Origin of the sequence: Rhizobium sp. SRDI969 (assembly GCF_025152725.1) — a bacterium.
Taxonomy (GTDB): domain Bacteria; phylum Pseudomonadota; class Alphaproteobacteria; order Rhizobiales; family Rhizobiaceae; genus Rhizobium; species Rhizobium leguminosarum_I.
In genome coordinates this window covers 1,149,635-1,169,515 of record NZ_CP104035.1, presented here as the reverse complement: position 1 = coordinate 1,169,515, position 19,881 = coordinate 1,149,635, and the positions used below count along the sequence as shown (strand labels likewise).

21 protein-coding genes are annotated in these 19,881 nt (G+C 63.1%); 3 read left to right on the top strand and 18 right to left on the bottom strand.

The features are described 5' to 3' along the window. Positions 1-55: 55 nt before the first annotated feature. The 9 genes from N2A41_RS05945 to N2A41_RS05905 all read right to left on the bottom strand — a co-directional run bounded on the left by N2A41_RS05945 (position 56) and on the right by N2A41_RS05905 (position 9,238). Entirely contained in the window at positions 56-1,636 is a 1,581-nt protein-coding gene (locus N2A41_RS05945; protein ID WP_260110508.1) for a Do family serine endopeptidase, read from the bottom strand. 246 nt (positions 1,637-1,882) lie between these two features. Continuing rightward, on the bottom strand, positions 1,883-2,344 hold the full coding sequence (locus tag N2A41_RS05940; protein WP_260110507.1) for a cytochrome c-type biogenesis protein: 462 nt from the start codon (positions 2,342-2,344) through the stop codon (positions 1,883-1,885). Between the two features lie 179 nt (positions 2,345-2,523). Next, positions 2,524-4,512 carry a heme lyase CcmF/NrfE family subunit gene (locus tag N2A41_RS05935; protein ID WP_260110506.1) on the bottom strand — a complete coding sequence of 663 codons (1,989 nt, stop codon included), beginning with the start codon at positions 4,510-4,512 and terminating at the stop codon, positions 2,524-2,526. Beyond that, positions 4,509-5,021 carry a cytochrome c maturation protein CcmE gene (gene ccmE, locus N2A41_RS05930; protein ID WP_260110505.1) on the bottom strand — a complete coding sequence of 171 codons (513 nt, stop codon included), beginning with the start codon at positions 5,019-5,021 and terminating at the stop codon, positions 4,509-4,511. Before ccmE ends, N2A41_RS05935 begins: the two co-directional genes overlap by 4 nt. Next, positions 5,018-6,193 (bottom strand): c-type cytochrome biogenesis protein CcmI, encoded by a 1,176-nt coding sequence (gene ccmI, locus N2A41_RS05925; protein WP_441005717.1) that lies wholly within the window; start codon positions 6,191-6,193, stop codon positions 5,018-5,020. The genes ccmE and ccmI overlap by 4 nt, the downstream gene beginning before the upstream one ends. Positions 6,194-6,328: 135 nt before the next feature. Further along, positions 6,329-6,751 carry a lipA protein gene (locus N2A41_RS05920; RefSeq protein ID WP_017963589.1) on the bottom strand — a complete coding sequence of 141 codons (423 nt, stop codon included), beginning with the start codon at positions 6,749-6,751 and terminating at the stop codon, positions 6,329-6,331. Between the two features lie 118 nt (positions 6,752-6,869). Continuing rightward, entirely contained in the window at positions 6,870-8,273 is a 1,404-nt protein-coding gene (locus N2A41_RS05915) for a sensor histidine kinase (RefSeq protein WP_017963588.1), read from the bottom strand. Next, positions 8,263-8,934 carry a response regulator transcription factor gene (locus N2A41_RS05910; RefSeq protein WP_003546765.1) on the bottom strand — a complete coding sequence of 224 codons (672 nt, stop codon included), beginning with the start codon at positions 8,932-8,934 and terminating at the stop codon, positions 8,263-8,265. Before N2A41_RS05910 ends, N2A41_RS05915 begins: the two co-directional genes overlap by 11 nt. 55 nt (positions 8,935-8,989) lie before the next feature. Further along, positions 8,990-9,238: a hypothetical protein gene (locus N2A41_RS05905; protein ID WP_017963587.1), complete on the bottom strand. Its 249-nt coding sequence runs from the start codon at positions 9,236-9,238 to the stop codon at positions 8,990-8,992. Between the two features lie 346 nt (positions 9,239-9,584). Between N2A41_RS05905 and N2A41_RS05900 the strand changes: the two genes are divergently transcribed. Further along, positions 9,585-10,808: an MFS transporter gene (locus N2A41_RS05900; RefSeq protein WP_260110502.1), complete on the top strand. Its 1,224-nt coding sequence runs from the start codon at positions 9,585-9,587 to the stop codon at positions 10,806-10,808. 243 nt (positions 10,809-11,051) lie between these two features. Here N2A41_RS05900 and N2A41_RS05895 read toward each other — a convergent pair whose 3' ends face one another. Both N2A41_RS05895 and N2A41_RS05890 read right to left on the bottom strand, forming a co-directional pair. Next, positions 11,052-11,357: a Dabb family protein gene (locus tag N2A41_RS05895; protein ID WP_162118052.1), complete on the bottom strand. Its 306-nt coding sequence runs from the start codon at positions 11,355-11,357 to the stop codon at positions 11,052-11,054. A 51-nt stretch (positions 11,358-11,408) separates the two neighbouring features. Continuing rightward, a complete protein-coding gene (locus tag N2A41_RS05890; protein WP_260110500.1) occupies positions 11,409-12,113 on the bottom strand; it encodes a hypothetical protein in 705 nt (234 codons plus the stop codon). 157 nt (positions 12,114-12,270) lie between these two features. On the opposite strand from N2A41_RS05890, the gene N2A41_RS05885 reads away from it, so the two are divergent. Next, complete coding sequence (locus N2A41_RS05885; RefSeq protein ID WP_260110499.1) at positions 12,271-12,402, top strand: hypothetical protein; 132 nt, start codon at positions 12,271-12,273, stop codon at positions 12,400-12,402. Between the two features lie 142 nt (positions 12,403-12,544). Here the strand turns inward: N2A41_RS05885 and N2A41_RS05880 are convergent, their stop codons facing one another. From N2A41_RS05880 to N2A41_RS05865, 4 genes are all read right to left on the bottom strand, one after another. Continuing rightward, positions 12,545-13,105, bottom strand: a complete 561-nt coding sequence (locus tag N2A41_RS05880) for a TetR/AcrR family transcriptional regulator (protein ID WP_260110498.1) — start codon at positions 13,103-13,105, stop codon at positions 12,545-12,547. Positions 13,106-13,125: 20 nt separating this feature from the next. After that, positions 13,126-13,587: a nuclear transport factor 2 family protein gene (locus N2A41_RS05875; protein ID WP_017963583.1), complete on the bottom strand. Its 462-nt coding sequence runs from the start codon at positions 13,585-13,587 to the stop codon at positions 13,126-13,128. A gap of 105 nt (positions 13,588-13,692) precedes the next feature. Then, entirely contained in the window at positions 13,693-14,625 is a 933-nt protein-coding gene (locus N2A41_RS05870) for a pyridoxamine 5'-phosphate oxidase family protein (RefSeq protein WP_260110497.1), read from the bottom strand. A gap of 60 nt (positions 14,626-14,685) precedes the next feature. Next, entirely contained in the window at positions 14,686-15,297 is a 612-nt protein-coding gene (locus N2A41_RS05865) for a glutathione S-transferase family protein (protein WP_170261255.1), read from the bottom strand. Positions 15,298-15,440: 143 nt separating this feature from the next. On the opposite strand from N2A41_RS05865, the gene N2A41_RS05860 reads away from it, so the two are divergent. Further along, positions 15,441-16,340: a LysR family transcriptional regulator gene (locus N2A41_RS05860; RefSeq protein WP_260110496.1), complete on the top strand. Its 900-nt coding sequence runs from the start codon at positions 15,441-15,443 to the stop codon at positions 16,338-16,340. Positions 16,341-16,438: 98 nt separating this feature from the next. On the opposite strand, the gene N2A41_RS05855 is transcribed toward N2A41_RS05860, so the two are convergent. The 3 genes from N2A41_RS05855 to N2A41_RS05845 all read right to left on the bottom strand — a co-directional run bounded on the left by N2A41_RS05855 (position 16,439) and on the right by N2A41_RS05845 (position 19,839). After that, on the bottom strand, positions 16,439-16,807 hold the full coding sequence (locus N2A41_RS05855) for a DUF983 domain-containing protein (RefSeq protein WP_017963579.1): 369 nt from the start codon (positions 16,805-16,807) through the stop codon (positions 16,439-16,441). Between the two features lie 319 nt (positions 16,808-17,126). Further along, a complete protein-coding gene (locus N2A41_RS05850; RefSeq protein ID WP_260110495.1) occupies positions 17,127-18,530 on the bottom strand; it encodes an aminotransferase-like domain-containing protein in 1,404 nt (467 codons plus the stop codon). 349 nt (positions 18,531-18,879) lie between these two features. Then, positions 18,880-19,839, bottom strand: coding sequence for an SDR family NAD(P)-dependent oxidoreductase (locus N2A41_RS05845; RefSeq protein WP_260110494.1), 960 nt, complete (start codon positions 19,837-19,839; stop codon positions 18,880-18,882). Positions 19,840-19,881 lie beyond the last annotated feature (42 nt).

The window sequence follows — 19,881 nt, the reverse complement described above, 5'->3', positions numbered from 1 at the left end:
AGAAGAATCGAGCCGCGCGGAGTTTCGTCCGCACGGCTCCAAGCTATCTTAGGGATCAGCCCTGTCCGTTGATCGGAAGCGCGACGAAACGGCTTCCTTCACTGGACTGGATCTGGAAGAGCGCCCGAGTGCGGCCGTCCTTCTTGGCCTGGTTCAGTGCCTTGACGACATCGTCGGGGGTGGAGACTTCCTGGTTGTTGACCGAGGTGATCTTCTCGCCTTCCTTGATGCCCTTGTCGGCAGCCTCGGAATCCGGGTCGATGCCAGTTATCGCCAGGCCCTTGCCGTCGTCGGAAGGACCGACCGTCAGGCCGAGATCGGCAAGCGCCTTCTCGGAAGCCGGTGCCTCAGGCTGCTGTGGCTGGTTGTTGTCATCGGCAGACGCATCCTTCTGGTCGGCCGGCAGCGTGCCGAGTTCGACGGTGAGAGGCTGGGCCTTGCCGGCGCGCCAGACTGAAAGCTCGACCTTGCTGCCCGGCTGCATCGCGCCGATGCGGCGGCTGAGATCGCGGGCATCCTTGATCGTTTCACCGTTCAGCGCGGTGACGACGTCGCCGGCCTTCATGCCGGCCTTCTCACCCGGCGATCCGGCCTGCGGGGCGACGACAAGGGCGCCGCTCGGCTCGGAAAGGCCGATGGATTCGGCGATGTCCTTGGTTACCGGCTGGATCTGGACACCGAGCCAGCCGCGCGAGACCTGGCCGTCCTTCATCAGATCGGCGACGACGTCCTTGGCGGTCGAGGCGGGAATGGCGAAGGCGATGCCGACGCTGCCGCCCGACGGTGAGAAGATCGCGGTGTTGATGCCGACGACTTCGCCGTTGAGGTTGAAGGTCGGGCCGCCAGAGTTGCCGCGGTTCACGGCGGCATCCACCTGCAGGTAATCATCATAGGGACCGGAGCCGATATCGCGGCCGCGGGCCGAGATAATGCCTGCCGTGACCGTGCCGCCGAGGCCGAAGGGGTTGCCGACGGCGACGACCCAGTCGCCGACGCGGACGTTATTGTCGTTGGCCCAGTTGACGTAGGTGAACTTCTTGCCCTTGCCGTCAACCTTCAGCACGGCGAGGTCGGTGCGCGGATCCTTGCCGATCAGCTTGGCATCGAGCTCGGTGCCGTCATTCATGACCGCGACGAAGGCTTGGCCATCGGAAACGACGTGGTTATTGGTGACGATGTAACCATCCTCGGAGATGAAGAAGCCGGAGCCCTGGGCGACGGGGCGGAGGCGACCCTTGCCGCCCGGACCATTCGGGCCGTTCTGGCCGAAGCGCCGTTGATGACCCTGCTGATCATTCGGATCCTGGCCGAACTGCTTGAAAAACCGCTTCAGCGGATGATCGTCGGGAAGGTCATCGAAGCCGCGACCGTTGAAATCGAAGGAGAAGCCTTCATTGTTGTCAGCGACGGGATTGACGCGGTTTTCGACCCGGACAGAAACGACGGCCGGCGAAACGGCATCGACGACATTGGCGAAGCTCGGAACGGCAGGCGCCTGAACCTTGACAGCTTCGGCATAGGACCGGGTGATTTCGAGCGGAACGCCGGTTGCGAGCACAGCGGCTGCGATACCGGCGACGGTAGAAGCCTTGAGCACGGTGGCGAGGGACGGACGTCCGTTGAAATTCTTGAGCATTGGAGCACCTTCTCTTGTTCTTGGATCTTCAGACCGGCGACGCCGGATCAGTCGATGACTGAAGATATAGAACGCCGCACCTTACTGCGAACTGTCCGGCCAATGAAAAGTTCGTAATGTTTGCAATGTTTGTCTACGGCAAACTCATATGGATTTCACCCGCAACAGCTTCTCGTCAGGGATCCTGCGCTGCGCGCCCGCCTTTTCGCTGCCGCCGGTCATGATGGAGGATTAGCGGCTAACCGTTTACTTTTTCAGAAGCTCGCTCAGCTTCGCCTGCTCGTCTGCCGTCAGCTTGCTGCCGGTCGGTTTGCCGGCCCTGTTGCGGGCAAAGACCAGCAGTGACAGCCCGCCCACAAGCACCAGCAGCAGCGGTGCACCCCAGAGCAGCCCCGTCTTCAGGCTGAGACGCGGTTTCAAAAGCACGAATTCGCCGTAGCGCGAGACGATGTAGTTCAGCACCGCCTCGTCGCTGTCGCCATCGCTGATGCGCTCGCGCACCAGCAGCCGCAGGTCCTTGGCCAGATCGGCGTTGGAATCGTCGATCGACTGGTTCTGGCAGACCATGCAGCGCAGCTCGGCCGAGAGAGCGCGGGCGCGGGCCTCGAGCGCCGGATCGGCCAGCACCTCGTCGGGATTGACGGCGAAGGCGGAGACGGGCGTGAAGAGGACGAAAAGGACGATGAGGAGCCGGGAGAGAAGCCGCATTCCCCTTCGCCCCTCGGGGAGAAGGTGCCCGACAGGGCGGATGAGGGGGCCACCCTTCGCAGCACAGGCGACCTTTCGCTTGCGCTCAAGCTCCTCGCAGCTCCGCCGCTCGGCCCCCTCATCTGCCCTTCGGGCATCTTCTCCCCGATGGGGAGAAGGGGAAGAAAGGTGTGAGCGCGTCATTCCGCCGGCTCCATGGCAGGAGCTGCCGGCTTCGCCTTGCGGCGCGGGGCGCCGACACGCAGGCGCCGGTCGCTGAGCGAGACCAGGCCGCCGAAGGCCATGAACACCGCGCCGCCCCAGATGCAGAGAATGAACGGCTTCCACCAGATGCGCACGACGATGCCGCCGTCCTTGGTGGCGTCACCCAAAGAGACGTAGAGCTGGCTGAGGCCGAAGGTCAGAATACCAGCCTCCGTCGTCGGCATCTGCCGGGCGGTATAGAGCCGCTTGGCCGACCAGGTATCGGCAACCGCGACACCGGCGCGGCGGATGGTGAAGTGGCCGCGCTCCTCGGTATAGTTCGGCCCGGTCCCCGGCTGCATGCCGTCGAAATGCAGGCTGTAACCGCCGGCCTCGGTCACCTCGCCGGGCTTCATCTCAATGACATGCTCGCTCTCAAACGTCGTCACCGCGACGATGCCGAGCACGGTGACGCCGAGCCCGGCATGGGCTAGCGCCGTGCCGAAGGCGGAACGCGGCAGGCCGGAAAGCCGCCGCCAGGCAAGGCTGCCCGCCACCTTGCCGATGCCGGCGCGATACCAGAGATCGGCGACCGCGCCGAGGATGAGGAACAGCCCGGCGGCCAGGCCGAGGACGGCAAGCACCGGCCCGCCATGTTCGATATAGAAGAAGATCAGCGCGGCAAGGAAGGCGAGACCTGCGACGACATAGAGCCGCTGCAGGGCACCCAGCAGATCGCCGCGCTTCCAGGCCAGCATCGGCCCGAAGGGTACGATGACGATCAGCGGTGCCATCAGCAGGCCGAAGGTCAGGTTGAAGAAGGGCGGCCCGACGGAGATCTTGTCGCCGGTCAGCGTTTCCAGCAGCAGCGGATAGAGCGTGCCGGTGAGCACCGTGCCGCAGGCGACCGTCAGGATCAGATTGTTGACGACGAGCGCGCCCTCGCGCGAGATCGGCGCAAACAGCCCGCCGGCCGAAAGCTTCGGCGCGCGGAAGGCAAACAGCGACAGCGCCCCGCCGATGAAGATCAGCAGGATGCACAGAATGAAGACGCCGCGGGAGGGGTCGCTGGCAAAGGCATGCACCGAGGTCAGCACGCCGGAGCGCACCAGGAAGGTGCCCATCAGCGACAGCGAGAAGGTGAGGATGGCGAGCAGCACCGTCCAGATCTTCAGCGCCTCGCGCTTTTCCATGACAAGCGCCGAATGCAGCAGCGCGGTGCCGGCGAGCCACGGCATGAAGGAGGCGTTTTCCACCGGGTCCCAGAACCACCAGCCGCCCCAGCCGAGCTCGTAATAGGCCCAGTAGGAGCCCATGGCGATGCCGAGCGTCAGGAAGGTCCAGGCCGCCAGCGTCCAGGGCCGCACCCAGCGTGCCCAGGCAGCGTCGATGCGCCCTTCCATGAGCGCAGCAACGGCAAAGGAGAAGCAGACGGAGAAGCCGACATAGCCGAGATAGAGCAGCGGCGGGTGGATCGCGAGGCCAACATCCTGAAGGACGGGGTTGAGATCGCGGCCCTCGGCCGGCGCCGGATCGAGCCGCAGGAAGGGATTGGAGGTCAAAAGAATGAACAGCGTGAAGGCGACCGAAATCCAGGCCTGCACGGCCAATACATTGGCTTTCAGCGTCTCCGGCAGATTGCGGCCGAAGACGGCGACCAGCGCGCTGAACAGCGTCAGGATCAACAGCCAGAGCATCATCGATCCCTCGTGATTGCCCCAGACGCCGGAGTATTTGTAGATCAGCGGCACCAGCGAATGCGAATTCTCCCAGACGTTTTCGACCGAGAAATCCGAGACGACATGGGCATAGGTCAGCACGGCGAAGGAGAAGGCCACAAGCGCAAACATCGCCAGCGAGCCGACCGCCGCCACATCCATCATCGCCCGGTCGTGACGACGGGCTCCGATCACCGGCACGATGGAAAGGATGAGCGCCGTGGCCAGCGCCAGCACCAGCGCGTAATGGCCGATCTCGATGATCATGGCGTCGCCTTCACTTGCTGCGCTTGGCTTTCCTTTCCTGGGCCTTGCTTCCCAGGACCTTCCTGGCCTTGGCCTTCCTTCCACAGTCCCTGGGCTTTCAGCCTGTCGGCCACCTCCTTCGGCATATAGGTCTCGTCATGCTTGGCAAGCACGGTATCGGCGACGAAGACGTTCGTTCCGGCAGTGAACATGCCCTCGGTGACGACGCCCTGGCCCTCGCGGAAGAGATCGGGGAGGATGCCGGTATATTTGACCTTGACGGCGTTGGCGCTGCCGTCGGTGACGGCAAACTCCACCGTCGAGCCGGCGCCGCGCACGACGCTGCCCTCGCCGACCAGGCCGCCGAGGCGGATGCGGGTTTCCGGCGCCACCGGCGTCTTGGCGAGATCGGCCGGCATGTAGAAATAGGCGACCGACTGGCTGAAGGCGAACATCACCAGCAGCACGGCGGCGGCAATGAAGCCCATCCCGCCTGCAATCACCGCCAGGCGTTTCTGTTTGCGCGTCATTGCGTCGCTCCCTCCGGGGCTATGCCGAGTTCCCTGGCCAGCGCCAGCAATTGCCTGCCCTGTTCGCCGGGCGGCGGAAAGGCCGCCAGCCCGCGCTTCAGGGCGCCGGCGGCGCGATCCTTGTCGTTCAATACGGCGTAAGAGCGGACGAGCCGCATCCAGCCCTCGAAATTGTTCGGATCCTCGCTGAGCTTGGCATCGAGGCTTTCGACCATGCCGCGGATCATCTGCTGCCGGTCGCCGGCGTTCATGGTCTCGGCCGCCGTCACATCCTGCTGCGTGGGATTGCCGGGAGCCGGATTGGCGCCCGAGGCAGATGGATTGGCGCCCTGGGCAGCCGAACCAGGGCCTGCCGGCGCGCCGCCGTTCATGGCGATATGCTGGTTGACCAGCGGCAGCCACGGCGCATCGGCCGGCGATTGTTTTGCCAGTGCCTCGAAGGCCTGCCGCGCCTCATCGGGCCGTCCCGCCTGCTCCATGCTGAGGGCGATATAGAAACGGGCGCGCGGATTGTCAGGCTCCAGCGTCAGCGATTGCTCCAGCACTTGCCGCGCCTCCTCCGTCACCACCCCGTCGGAGACAGCGATCAGCGTCTCGGCAAGGCCATCGAGCCGGACCGGGCTCGGGCCGAGAAGCCGGATGGCGTGGCGGTAGGCCACTTGCGCGTCGTTGATGCGCATCGTGCGGAAATAGATCGGCGCCAGCACGTCCCAGCCCTTGCCGTCATCAGGTTTCTCAGCCAGGTGCCGTTCCGCTTTGGTGATCAGCACCGCTACGTCATTGCCAGGGTTTTCCAGCCGCGCTTCCAGCGGCTGCGAGGGCAGGTCCGGCCTGCCCGTCGTCAAATAAAGACAGAGGCCGAGAACCGGCAGGAGCAGGAGGACGAAGGCCTCGGTGAAACGGTGATGCCGCGCGGGTTTCAGTGTCTGCGCCGGCTCGTCGGCAGAGACGGCGATCAGCCGCCGGCCGATTTCCGCCCTGGCATAATCAGCCTCCTCCGGGGTGATCAGCCCGCCATCGAGATCGCGGTCGAGCTCGCGCAACTGGTCGCGATAGACAGCCGTCTCGCCCGCACGGATATTATCCGCCGCCTTCGCTCCGCGCAGAAGGGGGTAGAGCAGGATGACGGCGAGGGCTGCCGTCAAAGCGGCAACGAGAATCCAGAACAGCATGTCGCCCAAATACGTGAAGCGCGCCTTCATTCCAACTGCCAAAGCCGGAATGACGAAGATTTGAGGTTAGCACATAATTCCCATGTGCTGGTTTAAAGCGATAGATCGTCCTTAGCGCGCTCTATTGGCCGCAATTCAGAGCGGCGACCAGCTGCCGTCGTCGTTGCGGCAGGCAGCGCCCCGCGCCACCGTGTCCTTGCCGTCGACGGTCAGCGTATGGGTATATTGCCGGCAGTTCTGCGAACCGACCTGATAGGGTGCAGCCGCGACGACCTTGCCGGTCACGTCCTTGCCGGTCCAGAGCACGGGCTGGCCGACGGCGGCCCCTTCCAGTGCCCGATATTCCGCCTCAAGCGCCCGCTGCTTGTCGCTGTCACCAAGCGTCACGCCGCTGCGGCCGACGATGCCGCCCTGCAACGCGGTGATGAAGGCAGCCGATGCCGAGGGCTTGCTCGAAAAAATGCCGCGCGAGGCGGCGCCCTTCGTCGTCGTGCAGCCGGACAGCGCGACGGCGACGAGAAGAGCAGAAACGATCATGCCTTGCGAGCGTAAAATCATTGCGTCGAACCACGATCAGGGGTCAATTTCAGCCGATCGAAGTGCAGCGTCCCCGTGTCAGCATTAAGGCAAAGCATGCTATACATTTGCTAGTATCTTTGTGACATCAAGCAGTTGCTCATGCAACATCCTTTGTGACGCCAGGCAGGATAAGCTTCGCCTTCAGCCCGCCCCATTCACCGCGGGAAAGCTCGAGTCGTCCCTGGTACTCATTGGAAATCTCGGTGACGATCGAAAGGCCGAGCCCGGTTCCCGGCTTGCTTTCGTCGAGCCTGCGGCCGCGCTTCAGCGCCTCGCGGATCTGATCCGGCTCCAGGCCCGGCCCGTCATCCTCGACGGCGAGCTCCACCCAGTGGCGGCGCGCGCTCGCCTCACCCCCCTTCACATCCTCGCCGGCCTCGACGGCCGAAAGCCGCACCCGGCTCTTGGCAAAGCGCGCTGCATTTTCCAGGAGATTGCCAACGGTCTCCTCGAGATCCTGCTGCTCCATGGCAACGGCCAGATGCGGGGGCGAGACGACGAGATCGAATTCAGTATCGACGTTCAGCCGGCGCATGACGCGCACCAGTCGCTCGAGCGCCGGCTCGGCATCGGTGCGGGCGAGCACGGATTCGCGCTGCGCGGCGATGCGCGCCCGATTGAGATAGGACTGCACCTGCCCCTGCATCGATTCCGCCTGGCTGCGGACCAGCTCACCATGGGATTTTTCGAGGACGCGCGCCTCGTTGAGCAGCACGGCGATCGGCGTCTTCAGCGAATGCGCGAGATTGCCAACCTGCATGCGGGCCCGCTCGACGATGCGGCGGTTGCTATCGATCAGCGCGTTCACCTCGTTGGCAAGCGGCAGGATTTCGCGCGGGAAGTCGCCTTTCAGCTGCTCGCTCTCGCCGGCGCGGATGCGCTCCAGCGCGGCGCGGGCCTTGTCGAGCGGCTTCAGGCCATAGAGAATCGCCAGTGCGTTGACGATCAGGCTGCCGACGCCGAAACCGGCAAGCGCCAGATAGAGGCTGTGGGAAAAGGTGCGCACGTCGTCCTCGACGACATCGACATTGCCGGTGACGCGGACGCGCGCCGCGCGCCCGTCGGTATCAAGCACCACTTCGGTCTCGGCCACCTGCACACGGTTCCCGGAGGCATCCGTCACCTGATAGTACCGCTCGTAATTCTTGTCGAAAGGCGCCTCGACGACGGAGGGAACCGGGATGAGCGCCGAGCCGAGCGAAGGCGACACCAGCGGAGCTGTCGTATAGGTGCCGAGCGGTTCCACCACCCAGTACCAGCCGGTCTTCGGCTGGGCAAAGCGCAGGTCGCCGAGCTGCGGGCTGCCGCTGAGTGCGCCCTGATCGCCGATCGTCACCGAATTGATGACATTGTAGAGCTGCGCCCTCAACAGATCCTGGAAACCGCGTTCGGCGCTCTTGCGGTAGAGGGTGGAGATCAAGAGGCCGATCACCACCAGCGCCACCGTCGACCAGACCGTGGTCAGCAGCAACACACGTGCGGTGAGCGACTTAATTCGCATGTTTCGGCGCTTGGATGCGGTAACCGAGACCGCGCACCGTTTCGATCAGGTCGACGCCCATTTTCTTGCGCAGGCGGCCGACGAAGACTTCGATCGTGTTGGAATCACGGTCGAAATCCTGGTCGTACATATGCTCGACCAGTTCCGTGCGCGAGACGACCTCGCCCATGTGATGCATGAGATAGGAAAGCAGTCGATATTCGTGCGAGGTCAACTTCAGCGTCGTGCCGTTGACCGTCGCCTTCGAGGATTTGGTATCGAGGCGTACCGGCCCGCAGATGATCTCGGATGAGGAATGCCCGGCCGCACGCCGGATCAGCGCCCGAATGCGGGCCAGCACTTCCTCGACATGGAAGGGCTTGGTGACGTAGTCGTCGGCACCGGCATCGATGCCGGCGACCTTGTCGCTCCAGCGGTCGCGCGCCGTCAGGATCAGCACCGGCACGCCGCGGCCGGCGCCGCGCCATTTTTCAAGAACGGTGACCCCGTCCATCTCCGGCAGGCCGATATCGAGGATGATGGCGTCATAGGGTTCGGTGTCGCCGAGGAAATGGCCTTCCTCGCCGTCGAACGCCTGGTCGACGACATAGCCCGCCTCCTTCAGCGTGTCGGCCAGCTGCCGGTTCAGATTAACGTCGTCTTCGACTACCAGGATGCGCATCGGTCCACTTTCGTCCGCTTCAAATCGATCAATGTCCTGAATAAGCCGATTCCGCCTACATCGGAACCTTTACCGTGACTTTGCGTGGGCGCTGGCCATTGCCCTGCACAAGAACGGTGATGATGCAGGTATCGCCCACCGGTTGCACGGACAGCAACTGGCCGCCGGTCTGCTCGACGACCTGGGCGGCGGCGGCGCTGCAATCGCCTCCGACACGCACGACAAAAGTGCTCGTGGCGTCCGGTGAGGGCGCCGATACCACCAGTCCGGCGGCCAATGCTGCGACGCTCAGAGGAAAGGCCATGTGTTATGCTTTCAAGGTAATGCCAACTTGCCCCGAATATGTACTCACGCGACCTGAATGGCAAATGAATGCGCTGTAATGCAGGGTGTCCAGAACTGTTCTCGACTGTTCGGGACAGCCTGTTTCAGCGCCTGGAAACTGCCGCCATAGCGTCCCCAAACGATGCCCTCCAGCCTTGGAATCCGCGCGTTCTTTATCACCTCCCGTAAAGGTGGGGAGCCGGCGGGACCGACACCATAGTCTTTGTCTGTCCGCGCTCATCGCATTCTGCCGACCGCAGCTTTCGCCGGCCGGTTGAAACTGTTATGTCCTTGCAGCCCCCGCATTTCAGACCGTTTCAACACCAATGCCAAAATCCTCCTTCCGCTCGGCGCAGACGGTCACCGTCCTTGCCGTTACCCAGCTGATCGGCTGGGGCACGACTTTCGACATGCTCGGGGTCATGGGCCGCGTCGTAGCGCCGGATCTCGGCTTGGCGAACGAGGTGGCATTTGCCGGCCTGACGATCATGATGGTGGTTAGCGCCATTGTCGGTCCCGCGACCGGCCGATGGCTCGGCCGCTATGGTGCTGCCCGAGTACTTTCGGCCGCCTCGCTGACCTTTGCGCTTGGCCTGCTTCTGCTTGCCGCCGCAAACGGCATCGTGCTCTATGCCAGCGCCTGGGTCATCATCGGCCTCGGCGGCGCACTTGGCCTCTCGGCACCAGCCTATACCGCCGTCGTCGAGCGCGAGGGCGCGAACGGCAAACGCGTCATCGCCATCCTGATGCTGTTCACCGGCCTATCGAGCGCCATCTTCTGGCCGATCCTCAGCCTGCTCAACGAGACGGTCGGCTGGCGCCTGACCTTTCTCGTGTGCGCGGCGCTGCATTTCTTCGTCTGCCTGCCGCTGCATCTTTTCGCCCTGCCGAAACCGATCGCAACGCATGTCGAAGGCGGCACGGCTGAAATCGCCCCGGTGCCACTATCGAAAGCGGCGCAGCGCAAGGCCTTCTTGCTGATTGCCGCGGCGACGACGATCTCGACCTTCATCACCTTCGGCATCTCCCCATCTCTACTCGAGATCTTCCGCCAATCCGGCGCCTCGCCGGCCTTTGCGCTGCAGCTCGGCTCGGCGCGCGGCGTCCTCGGCATCTCGGCGCGTTTCCTCGACATGCTGCTCGGCCGGCGCGGCAACCCCATGCTCAGCGCGGCGATGGGTATCAGCCTCATGGCAATGAGTTTCCTGATGATGCTCTTCGCCAGTCCGTCGACACCGCTGCTCGTCACCTTCATCCTGCTCTACGGCTTCGGTGCCGGCGTCATGACCGTCGCCCGCGCGCTGCTGCCGCTGGCACTGTTTTCACCGGGCGAATTCGGCCTGCAATCGGCCAGGCTGTCGCTGCCGCAAAATCTCGCCAACGCCATCGCCCCGGTCGTCTTCACCGCCATCCTCGACCGCGCCGGCACCGGCCCGGCGCTCGTCGCCTGCGCCGTTCTCGCGGCATTGTCGCTCATCTTCGTGCTGACGCTGATGGCGCTGGTGCGCGGCGCCCGCGCATCGGAGTCAGCCATTCTTAATGTCTCCTGATTATCATCCACGCATGAACGAGAGAGGCTTTTCGCCCGCGCGCCGCAACCGCTGCGGCAGCCAGACCATGAAGCAGCAGCCCCTTTTTGACGAATCTTTCGAATCGCTTGCCGCCGCTTTTTCGAAAGTTGAGTTCGGTGGCTCAGAAGCTGAGTCAGCTTGGCGACGATCCGAATCCGGACAATCAGTCATCCATTTGAAATTTCAATGGAATGTAGCTTCCCAGTTAAATGCTTGGGCAATTCAGAGCGGCCGCGTCACCGCCGTGCGGCTGTCGTAATCGGCGGCGATGCGTTTTTCCCGGAGCGGCCGTACGCGCTCGATCGAGAGCTGGTAATCGGGATGCGCCTTGTAGGCGGCAAGGGCCGCCTCATCGTCGAATTCGCCGTAGACCACGAGATCGATCTCGGTGCCCAACTGATCGGTCTTCACGTTGCTGCCAATTTCCAGCAGCCGCGCATGCGGAATGCCGGTCAGGATCGAAAGCCCGGCCCTCACCTCCTGCAGATGTTCCTCCTGCACGGTGAAGAAGACGATATGACGGATCACGCGGAAGCTCCTGTCGGATTTGTCAAAATGATGGAGCGGCCTTGGCGCATCCTATCGGACGCGCGGCACTCCGGCTGTCAGCCGGGCGATAACATGCGCGCCCCAGGCCTTCAACCGAGCGAGCATGCCATGGGCCGCATCGGGACGTATCGCCGCATCGAAGACCATGGCATAGGCTGCGAGCTTTTCCGCCCGGTCGGTGCCGTTGACGATGCGGCGCGCATTCACCCAGTCCGCGGTCGTCGCGTTCAGATGATCGGCGAGTTTGTGGCCGGTAAAGCTGCCCTGCAGCATGCCCTCGATCAGGATCGTCACCGCCGCATCCATCTCCATCGCCCGGTCGGGTTCGGCAACGAGGTCGATCCCCGTCAGCACGCTCATCGCCTCATAGTTCCACTTATGGGTGAGCTGCACCAGGCCGCGGCCGAGCCAGCTGCAGCCATCCTCATCCGGCCGCCAGTAGGGCGTCTTCACCCAGGAGAGCCGGCCCGCGGCAAAGGCCGTCTCCAGAATCTCGACCGCGCGCGCATCGCTTTCCGCCAGCGTCTCACGCACCGGCTGCATCGTATAGGCAGTCTCGTGATAAGCGGTTGCGAGGATATAGGCGAGCCACCGACGGTCGGCATCGGCAAAGCGTTCTTCCCAAGCGTCGAGAATCGCCGTGATGCCCACTACCTGAGGCTGAGTCAGGTTTCCTTTGAAGAGCCGGTGCCGTACCGTATCGAAAAAGAATGTCCGGTCCATGTGGACAACCATTCCGCGCTTCCCTCGAAATATCATGGTTAAAACCGTCTTAATCGATTAAATTCAATTTAATCGTTTAAAGTGTTTAAGCCACTGATTTACACGCCTTTTGTCTTATGCAATGCATCTTCTTGCCCCGAAGCCTTACCACGAACAGAGGAGACTTCCGATGCAGACGCCCGCCAACAGCCAAACCACCATTCCCCAGCATGTCGTCGATCAGATGGAAAACGAATGGCGCCAGGTTCGCCCTGAACGCGAAAATGCGCGCCCGGCCCAGCAGCCTCAACAGCAACGCTGAAATAGACGCAAAACGCTACCAATGTAAGCTCGAGCGCCTGCCAGCGCCCGATCAATGCCCCGGCCAGTCACTCGTGGCCGGGTGAATTTTTCCCAATTGCAATCAACGTCCAGCGGTTTGCCCCTCATCACATTACCGCCCCTCATCTCATCACAGCATCGAGCCGCTTCGCCAACGTGTCCAACGATCGGATGAAAACCATTCTATCATCAAGCGCCCGTGACAGCACCAGCGCGCCTTGAATGCCCGCGACGCCCTCCTCGGCGAGCGTTTGCGCCTTCCCCTCGGGGCAGCCTGCCCGCATCAGCGCCGACCGCAAGGCGTCGATCCAGCGGATGAAATAATCACCGATCGCCGCTGAAAACCGCTCGCGGGTCTTGTCAAGCGCAAAGGCGCCGACGAGGCAGATACGACGACCGGAGCGGAAATAATCGTTCACATTCGTCCACATCGCGGCGATCGCCTGATCGGCGTCGTCCTTTCTCAGCGGCTGATAAATCGCATGTTCGAACCAGGCATCGACATCGGCGAGCACGGCACCCGCCATCTCCTCCTTGCCGCCGGGAAAGAAGTGGTAGAGGCTGCCCTTGCCGATGCCGGTGCGTTCGGTGATGCGGCTAAGTGACGTGCCCTCATAGCCGAGCTCGCGGAAGATTTCCGCCAGCAGCGGCACGATGTCGGCGCGTTCGTAGACGGTCTTCACCCGCGGCTTCCTTGGCTTGTTCAGAGGCCGAGTTCGGTCAGACCGGGATGGTCGTCCGGCCGCCGGCCGAGCGGCCAATGGTACTTGCGCTCCGATTCCCGGATCGGCAGGTCGTTGATGCAGGCGAAGCGGCGTTGCATCAAGCCGGCGGCGTCGAACTCCCAGTTCTCGTTGCCATAGGAGCGGAACCAGTTGCCGCTGTCGTCGTGCCATTCATAGGCGAAGCGCACGGCGATGCGATGATCGGTGAAGGCCCAGATCTCCTTGATCAGCCGGTAATCCAGCTCCTTTGCCCATTTGCGGGTGAGGAAGGCGACGATCTCGGCGCGGCCGGTGATGAATTCGGCACGGTTCCGCCAGCGGCTGTCCGGCGTATAGACGAGCGAGACGCGCTCGGGATCACGGCTGTTCCAACCATCCTCGGCAAGACGGACTTTCTGGGTGGCGGTCTCAAGGGTGAAAGGCGGGACGAGGCTGGACATAGGTTCTCCGGGCTCCTGTACTGAACGGTTATCCCTGTACTGAACGGTTATCATTGTGCTGATCGGTACAATGATTGACAAGCCGATTCGAGGCGGCGTTTGCCCTCAGAGGTTGGAATGCAGGCTCCACCGTAGCGGCAGGGCATCCGGGCGCAGCACGATCTCTTCGGGCGTGAAACGCCACAGCCGTTCCGCCCTTTGAAAGGAGGCGATCTCAGGCGAATCCAGCAGCACCTCGACCCTGCCCGTCATCTGCAGCGTGTCGCCGCTTTCGAAATCGATGAACACCAGACCCGCCTTCGGGTTGACGAGGAAATTGCCGAGCGTGTTGAAGAACCGATTGCCGGGAAAGTCGGGAATGGTCAGCACGCCGTCGGCGCCGACACGGACGAAGCCGGCATTGCCGCCGCGATGGGACACGTCCACTTGCCGCTCGCCATTGTCGCGGTCGACATAGGAGGCGACGAAGAAGGTATCGGCGCCCTCGATCATCCCTAGCGCCCGATCGTCGAGTTGGCCGGAACGAATGGATGGCATCGTCGAGGACATATCGGGATCGCGGACGAAGGCGGAAGAACGAAGCTGGATATATTGCGGGCAATTGCCGAAGCTCTGGCCGACGCGCACTTGGAAAGCTCCAGCATCCGCCCTGCGGATCACGCCGTTCAGCCGGTTGCGGCGCCGGGTCTCGAGTTGGATGCCGAGCATTCCGATCGCGTCGCCATCCTCCATGCCGGCATCGGCAGGATCGGCTGCGTCGCGCGGCAGGCGGACCTCGAGAATCTCCGGCTCCGGCGAGGCCATGAAACCAGGGCGCTCAGCCCTGACCGTTGCCCAGACATTGCCCATAGAATCGACGGCGCCGAGCACGACGAAAGGCAGCATCGGAAAGAAGGCGCGGTGCTGCTCCGGCATGGCCTTGCGGACGAAATTCCGTCCCGGCCCGTCCATGCGTTCGGCGACACCGACACTGCGCTGCATGGCGAGTTCACCCACATGCCAGGGCGATGTGGCGTCCTGTCTTGTCTGCTCCAGCATCACGGCCTCCTTTTGGACAGCATTTAGGGAACCGGGACAGCGACCTGCCCCGGCGGCTTGTCACGCGGCAAGGCCGATCTTGGTCTTGCGAAAACCGACGAAACCCGGCAGCGCCTCAATGCGCGCAAGCCAGGCACGAACACTTGGATAGGCTGAGATATCGACATTGCCCTCCGGGGCATTGGCGATGTAGCTGTAGAGCGCCACGTCGGCGATCACAGGATTGTCGCCGAGCAGGAAGCTGCGGCCGTGGAGCTCCGCCTCGATCAGCGCGAGAATGCGGTGCGCCCGGGCGATCACCTCGTCGGTGCGGAAATCGGCGCCGAAGACGGTGACCAGCCGCGCGGCGCATGGTCCGTAGGCGATCTCGCCTGATGCAACCGAGAGCCATTTCTGTATCCGCGCCGCCACCACCGCCTCTTCCGGCAGCCAGTCGGTGCGGCCGTATTTGCGCGCGAGATAGACGAGAATGGCAGAGGAATCGGCAATGACAGTGCCATTGTCGTCGAGCACCGGCACCTGGCCAAAGGGATTGAGCTTCAGAAAGTCCGGCGCCTTATGGGCCCCTGCCGCCATGTCGACCTCGACCAGTTCATAGGGCACGCCAAGCAGCGACAGGAACAGGTGAGCCCGGTGCGAATGGCCGGAAAGCGGGTGATGATAGAGTTTCATGATGGTTCCTTTGGTCTTCCGATTGACGGGACGCGGTTGGCGATGGCCGCTTCGAACCATCTGTTGCGTAATTTACTGCCTTCCATCTGGCTGCAGTAGAATGCTAATCTGGAAGGCATGCTACCAATTCATGGAAGGATAGAATGGACCGCCTCGATGCCATGACCGTGCTCCTTGCCGTCGTCGAACAGGGCAGCCTGTCAGCCGCCTCACGGCATCTGCGATCCCCGCTCGCAACCGTCAGCCGCAAGGTTTCAGAACTGGAAGCACATCTCAACGCCCAGCTGCTGCAACGGAGCAACCGGAAGATCACGCTGACGGAAGCCGGCCGCTCCTATGTCGAGGCGGCGCGGGAGATTCTCGATCGAGTGGAAGAGGCGGAACGGACGGCAGCCGGTGAATACAGCGCGCCGAAGGGCGAGTTGACGATGACCGCGCCGATCGTCTTCGGGCGGCTGCACGTCCTGCCTGTCGTGGTGGATTTCCTGAAAGCCTATCCCGATATCAATCTGAGGCTGATGCTTGGCGACCGGATATCGAACCTCGTCGAGGATCATATCGACGTAGCGCTCAGGATCGGCAACCTGCCGGACAGCAACCTGATCGCCACAAGGCTCGGCGCGATCCGCCGTACGGTCTATGCCAGCCCGGATTATCTGACACGGCACGCCCTGCCCCGGCATCCAGGCGATCTCGCTGGGCATGCCTGCGTTACCTTCGAGGGTATGGCCTCGATGCTGAGCTGGACATTCACCGAGGGCAAACATGATCTCGCGGTGCCGATCCGCTCGCGGCTGGCCGTCAACACCGCCGAGGCCGCGGTCGATGCGGCTGTCGCCGGCCTCGGCATCACCCGCGTGCTCTCCTACCAGGCCGCACGCGCCGAGATGGCCGGCCTGCTGGTGCCGCTGCTCCAAGATTTCGAACCGCCGCCGGCGCCGGTCCATCTCGTCTATCCCGCGCAAGGCCTAGTGCCCCTGAAACTGCGGGCGCTGCTCGATTTCGCGACGCCGCGTCTGCGCGCGACGCTAAACAAGTCCTAAAGCGCGTGGCGATCTTTCAGATTCGCCCTCGCGCTTTAGGTCTTTGTTTTTACGCATGTCGTTTGCGCAAACCGCTGCACACTTTTGCGCGACATGCTTTAGGCGAGCTTGCCCTCTTCCGCCTTGTAGAAATACTGGCTGGCGACCAGCCAGCCCTTCAGCGGCCGGAGCGGCGGAATGCAGGTGGCGAGCATGAAGGGACCGGTGACCAGAAGCTGCACCCAGATCGGCGCCGAAAAGGCCACCTCCAGCCACACGCCAAGCAGCACGCTCGGGATGCAGGCGAAGCAGATGACGAAGAAGGCCGGACCGTCGGCCGGATCGGCGAAGGAATAATCGAGGCCGCAGGCTTCGCATCCCGGCCGCAGCGTCAGGAAGCCTTTGAACATATGGCCCTGGCCGCATCGCGGGCAGCGCCCCCTGATGCCGGTCTGTATCGGAGGAAGTGGGGGATATTCCGTGTCCATGACGATTTCGCTTTGCTGATACGGTGAACATTGATGCTATCAATGCAATTAATGTATGCATGCAATATACTTACATTGCGTGGATATTGCCAGTCAATTCGCCAGAATGCCGCAGATCTTCCAGCGCAGGCCGGCAGCAAGCTGGCTGCAGATTTCTGAAACAGCATTTGGAGCCGCAGCCAAGGCTGGCAGCCTGGGCGGGGCAGACGTGAACGTGACGGCTATGCTTCGCCCATGCCCGGACGGCTTGGGGCGGCCGCTCTGATCCTCACCGGTTCCGCTTTCGTCCGGCCCCGATCAGCCTCGGCAGAGTTCGGCGTCAGAAGAACGACGCCGCCATCTCAGGCGGGCCTTCGAGCGCATGGGCCATGAATTCCAGTGCGCCGCGCAGTTTCTCCCGGGTGATCGGTCCGCCAAGGCAGACGCGCACCGTCTCGGGTGCCGTGCCCTCGACCGTGAAGGCATCGCTTGCGACGACGCCGATGCCGGAAGAACGGGTATGGCTGCCGAAGGTAGAGCGGGTCCAGCCGTTGGAGAGCGGCAGCCAGATGTTGAAGCTGATCGGATCGGCGCGGTAACTGCCGGCCGGCAGGATAGCGGCAAGCATTTGCTGGCGGGCGGCGGCCTCAGCGCGGATGAAACGCAGGATCGTATCGGCGGTGCCGTCCTCGATCCAGCGGGTGGCGAGTGCCACGGTCAGTGGCGAGGCCATGACATTGTTGGCGCGCATGGCGCTGACGAAGGGCCACACTGCCTTACTGTCAGGCGCCACGACATAGGCAAGGCGCAGACCCGCGCCGATGCATTTCGCCAGCCCGCCGATATGCCAGGTCAGATCGGGTGCTGTTGCGGCGAGCGGCGCCGGGCCTTGCTGGGGAATGAAGCCGTAGGCATCGTCTTCGACGATCGGCACATGATATTTGCGGGCGACGGCTGAGATTTCCTCGCGGCGCCTGGCCGGGATGGTCAGCGTCGTTGGGTTCTGCAGCGTCGGATTGAGATAGAGCGCCTTCGGCTTCAATCTCTCACAGGCGTCTGCAAAGGCATCCGGCAGGATACCGTCCTCGTCCATCGGCAAGCCGGCCAGATTGAGCCGCAGCTGGGCGGCGATCGAGCGCATGCCGGGATAGGTGATGATTTCCGAAAGCACCGTTTCGCCCGGTTTTGCCAGCAGGCCGAAGATCGCCAGCAGGGCCGGATGGGCGCCGGGTGTGACGAAGATGCGCTCCTGCGAGGGCACCAGCCCGCGACGGCTGAGCCAGGAGGCAGCAGCCGCCTTGTCCATGCTGGAGCCGCCGAAACCCTGATAGCGCAAAAGCGGAATGAGGCTCGCCGCTACCGCCGACATGCCCTCGCGCATGCGGGCGATCAACTCGGGATCATCAGGTTCCGGGGGCATGTTCATCGAGAAATCGACGATGGAGGCGCGGCGGGGATCGGGCGCGGCGTCGGGCGCGAATCCCCGGCGCTCCTTGTCCGCGCCACCGGTAACGAAGGTGCCTCGGCCGACATGCGAATCCACAAGCCCGCGCTTCTGCGCCTCGACATACCCTCTGGCTACCGTCGTGAAATCGACATTCAGCCGCTTGGCGAGTTCGCGCTGCGGCGGCAGCCGATCCCCAGCCACCAGATGTCCGCTGCGCAGATCCATTTCAATCACATCGGCGATCGCCATATAGCGGGGGCTGCTGCTGCGGCTGAGATCTGGATGCCAGTCTTTCATGTCGTGATCCGTGTCAGTCTGATTCCTGATGAGATTGACCGTATATTGTTGCACAATGTCGCTGTCACGAAAAATGTCGCGCCTCCGGGTCCGCAGAGCGACGCAGGACGGAATGCCACAGTTTTTGCGTACAGTTTGAATACGTTTTAAAGACGGATTGTCGCCGGATTTGACTGCTATTTGCGCAAATACAATCTGGCACGGCGACCGCGCTGTTGCAGGCCGATTTCGGCAGCGTGCGCGCCAATGACGCCTTCACCCGAGAAGGCCCGGGTGAGGCGCGAGGACGGCAAGACAATCGGCTGTGTCTTCGGCGCACATTGACGAGGGTTTGCCGCGCGCTATGGGTTCAGGCATGCGCCGCGAAAGCATCAATGCCGGTCAGCCTTGCCGACAAGATCCACAGGCGTGCCGCCTCCTCGGGATCGGCCGCATGGTCGCTGACGCCGCCGGGTTCTCCATCGGTTGCGCGGATGGCGATATCGCAGTCCTCGCAATAGAGGCCTCCCATACCGTCGAGTTGCGGCGAGGTCGCCGCCCAAACCTGCGTGGCGGCACCCTGGGATGGGGTCTTGAATGTCGGGTCAATCGGATTGCCGTCCGCATCGATCCAGCTAGCACTGACCATTTCCTCCTTTGCGAGATGGCGCTGCAAGGGGGTGAGGATCTTGCCCGGGTGCAGCGAGAAGGCGCGGATGCCGGTGTCGCGCCCGAGCCTGTCCAGATGCACGGCGAAAAGTGCGTTGGCGGTCTTCGACTGGCCGTAAGCCTGCCATTTGTCGTAACCGGTCTCGAATTGCACATCCTCCCATCGCATGGCGGAGTTGCGATGGCCACCGGAGGAAACCGAAACGATGCGAGCGCCGCGCGAGAGCGCCGGCCAAAGGCGGTTGACCAAGGCGAAATGGCCGAGATGATTGGTCGCGAACTGTGCCTCCCACCCGTCGCCGACACGCGTTTCCGGGCAGGCCATGATGCCGGCGCTGTTGATCAGGATGTCGATGCTGCGGCCAGACGCGACGAACCGCTCGGCAAAGACGCGAACGCTTTCGAGGTCGGAAAGGTCGAGCCGATCAATCTCTACGCCATCGATACCGGCGACCGCGCTGCGCGCCGCCTCGATGCTCCTTGCGCCGATGGTCACCTTGGCGCCGGCGCCCGCCAGAGCGCGTGTGGTTTCGAGCCCGAGGCCGGAATGGCCGCCGGTGACGATGACGCGCTTGCCGGAAAGATCGAGACCGGCCAGAACCTCGCCGGCCGTCGTGTGGGGTCCAAATCCGGAACCGATGGGGACTTGTTTATCACTCATGATAATTACCTTTGTTCTGCGACGTTTCCGTCGCTCGGGATG

Coding starts and splice junctions, on each gene's coding strand:
- N2A41_RS05945 (WP_260110508.1), bottom strand. CDS start 1,636: ATGCTCAAGAATTTCAACGGACGTCCGTCCCTCGCCACCGTGCTCAAG.
- N2A41_RS05940 (WP_260110507.1), bottom strand. CDS start 2,344: ATGCGGCTTCTCTCCCGGCTCCTCATCGTCCTTTTCGTCCTCTTCACG.
- N2A41_RS05935 (WP_260110506.1), bottom strand. CDS start 4,512: ATGATCATCGAGATCGGCCATTACGCGCTGGTGCTGGCGCTGGCCACG.
- ccmE (WP_260110505.1), bottom strand. CDS start 5,021: ATGACGCGCAAACAGAAACGCCTGGCGGTGATTGCAGGCGGGATGGGC.
- ccmI (WP_441005717.1), bottom strand. CDS start 6,193: ATGCTGTTCTGGATTCTCGTTGCCGCTTTGACGGCAGCCCTCGCCGTC.
- N2A41_RS05920 (WP_017963589.1), bottom strand. CDS start 6,751: ATGATTTTACGCTCGCAAGGCATGATCGTTTCTGCTCTTCTCGTCGCC.
- N2A41_RS05915 (WP_017963588.1), bottom strand. CDS start 8,273: ATGCGAATTAAGTCGCTCACCGCACGTGTGTTGCTGCTGACCACGGTC.
- N2A41_RS05910 (WP_003546765.1), bottom strand. CDS start 8,934: ATGCGCATCCTGGTAGTCGAAGACGACGTTAATCTGAACCGGCAGCTG.
- N2A41_RS05905 (WP_017963587.1), bottom strand. CDS start 9,238: ATGGCCTTTCCTCTGAGCGTCGCAGCATTGGCCGCCGGACTGGTGGTA.
- N2A41_RS05900 (WP_260110502.1), top strand. CDS start 9,585: ATGCCAAAATCCTCCTTCCGCTCGGCGCAGACGGTCACCGTCCTTGCC.
- N2A41_RS05890 (WP_260110500.1), bottom strand. CDS start 12,113: ATGGTTGTCCACATGGACCGGACATTCTTTTTCGATACGGTACGGCAC.
- N2A41_RS05885 (WP_260110499.1), top strand. CDS start 12,271: ATGCAGACGCCCGCCAACAGCCAAACCACCATTCCCCAGCATGTCGTC.
- N2A41_RS05875 (WP_017963583.1), bottom strand. CDS start 13,587: ATGTCCAGCCTCGTCCCGCCTTTCACCCTTGAGACCGCCACCCAGAAA.
- N2A41_RS05870 (WP_260110497.1), bottom strand. CDS start 14,625: ATGCTGGAGCAGACAAGACAGGACGCCACATCGCCCTGGCATGTGGGT.
- N2A41_RS05865 (WP_170261255.1), bottom strand. CDS start 15,297: ATGAAACTCTATCATCACCCGCTTTCCGGCCATTCGCACCGGGCTCAC.
- N2A41_RS05860 (WP_260110496.1), top strand. CDS start 15,441: ATGGACCGCCTCGATGCCATGACCGTGCTCCTTGCCGTCGTCGAACAG.
- N2A41_RS05855 (WP_017963579.1), bottom strand. CDS start 16,807: ATGGACACGGAATATCCCCCACTTCCTCCGATACAGACCGGCATCAGG.
- N2A41_RS05850 (WP_260110495.1), bottom strand. CDS start 18,530: ATGAAAGACTGGCATCCAGATCTCAGCCGCAGCAGCAGCCCCCGCTAT.
- N2A41_RS05845 (WP_260110494.1), bottom strand. CDS start 19,839: ATGAGTGATAAACAAGTCCCCATCGGTTCCGGATTTGGACCCCACACG.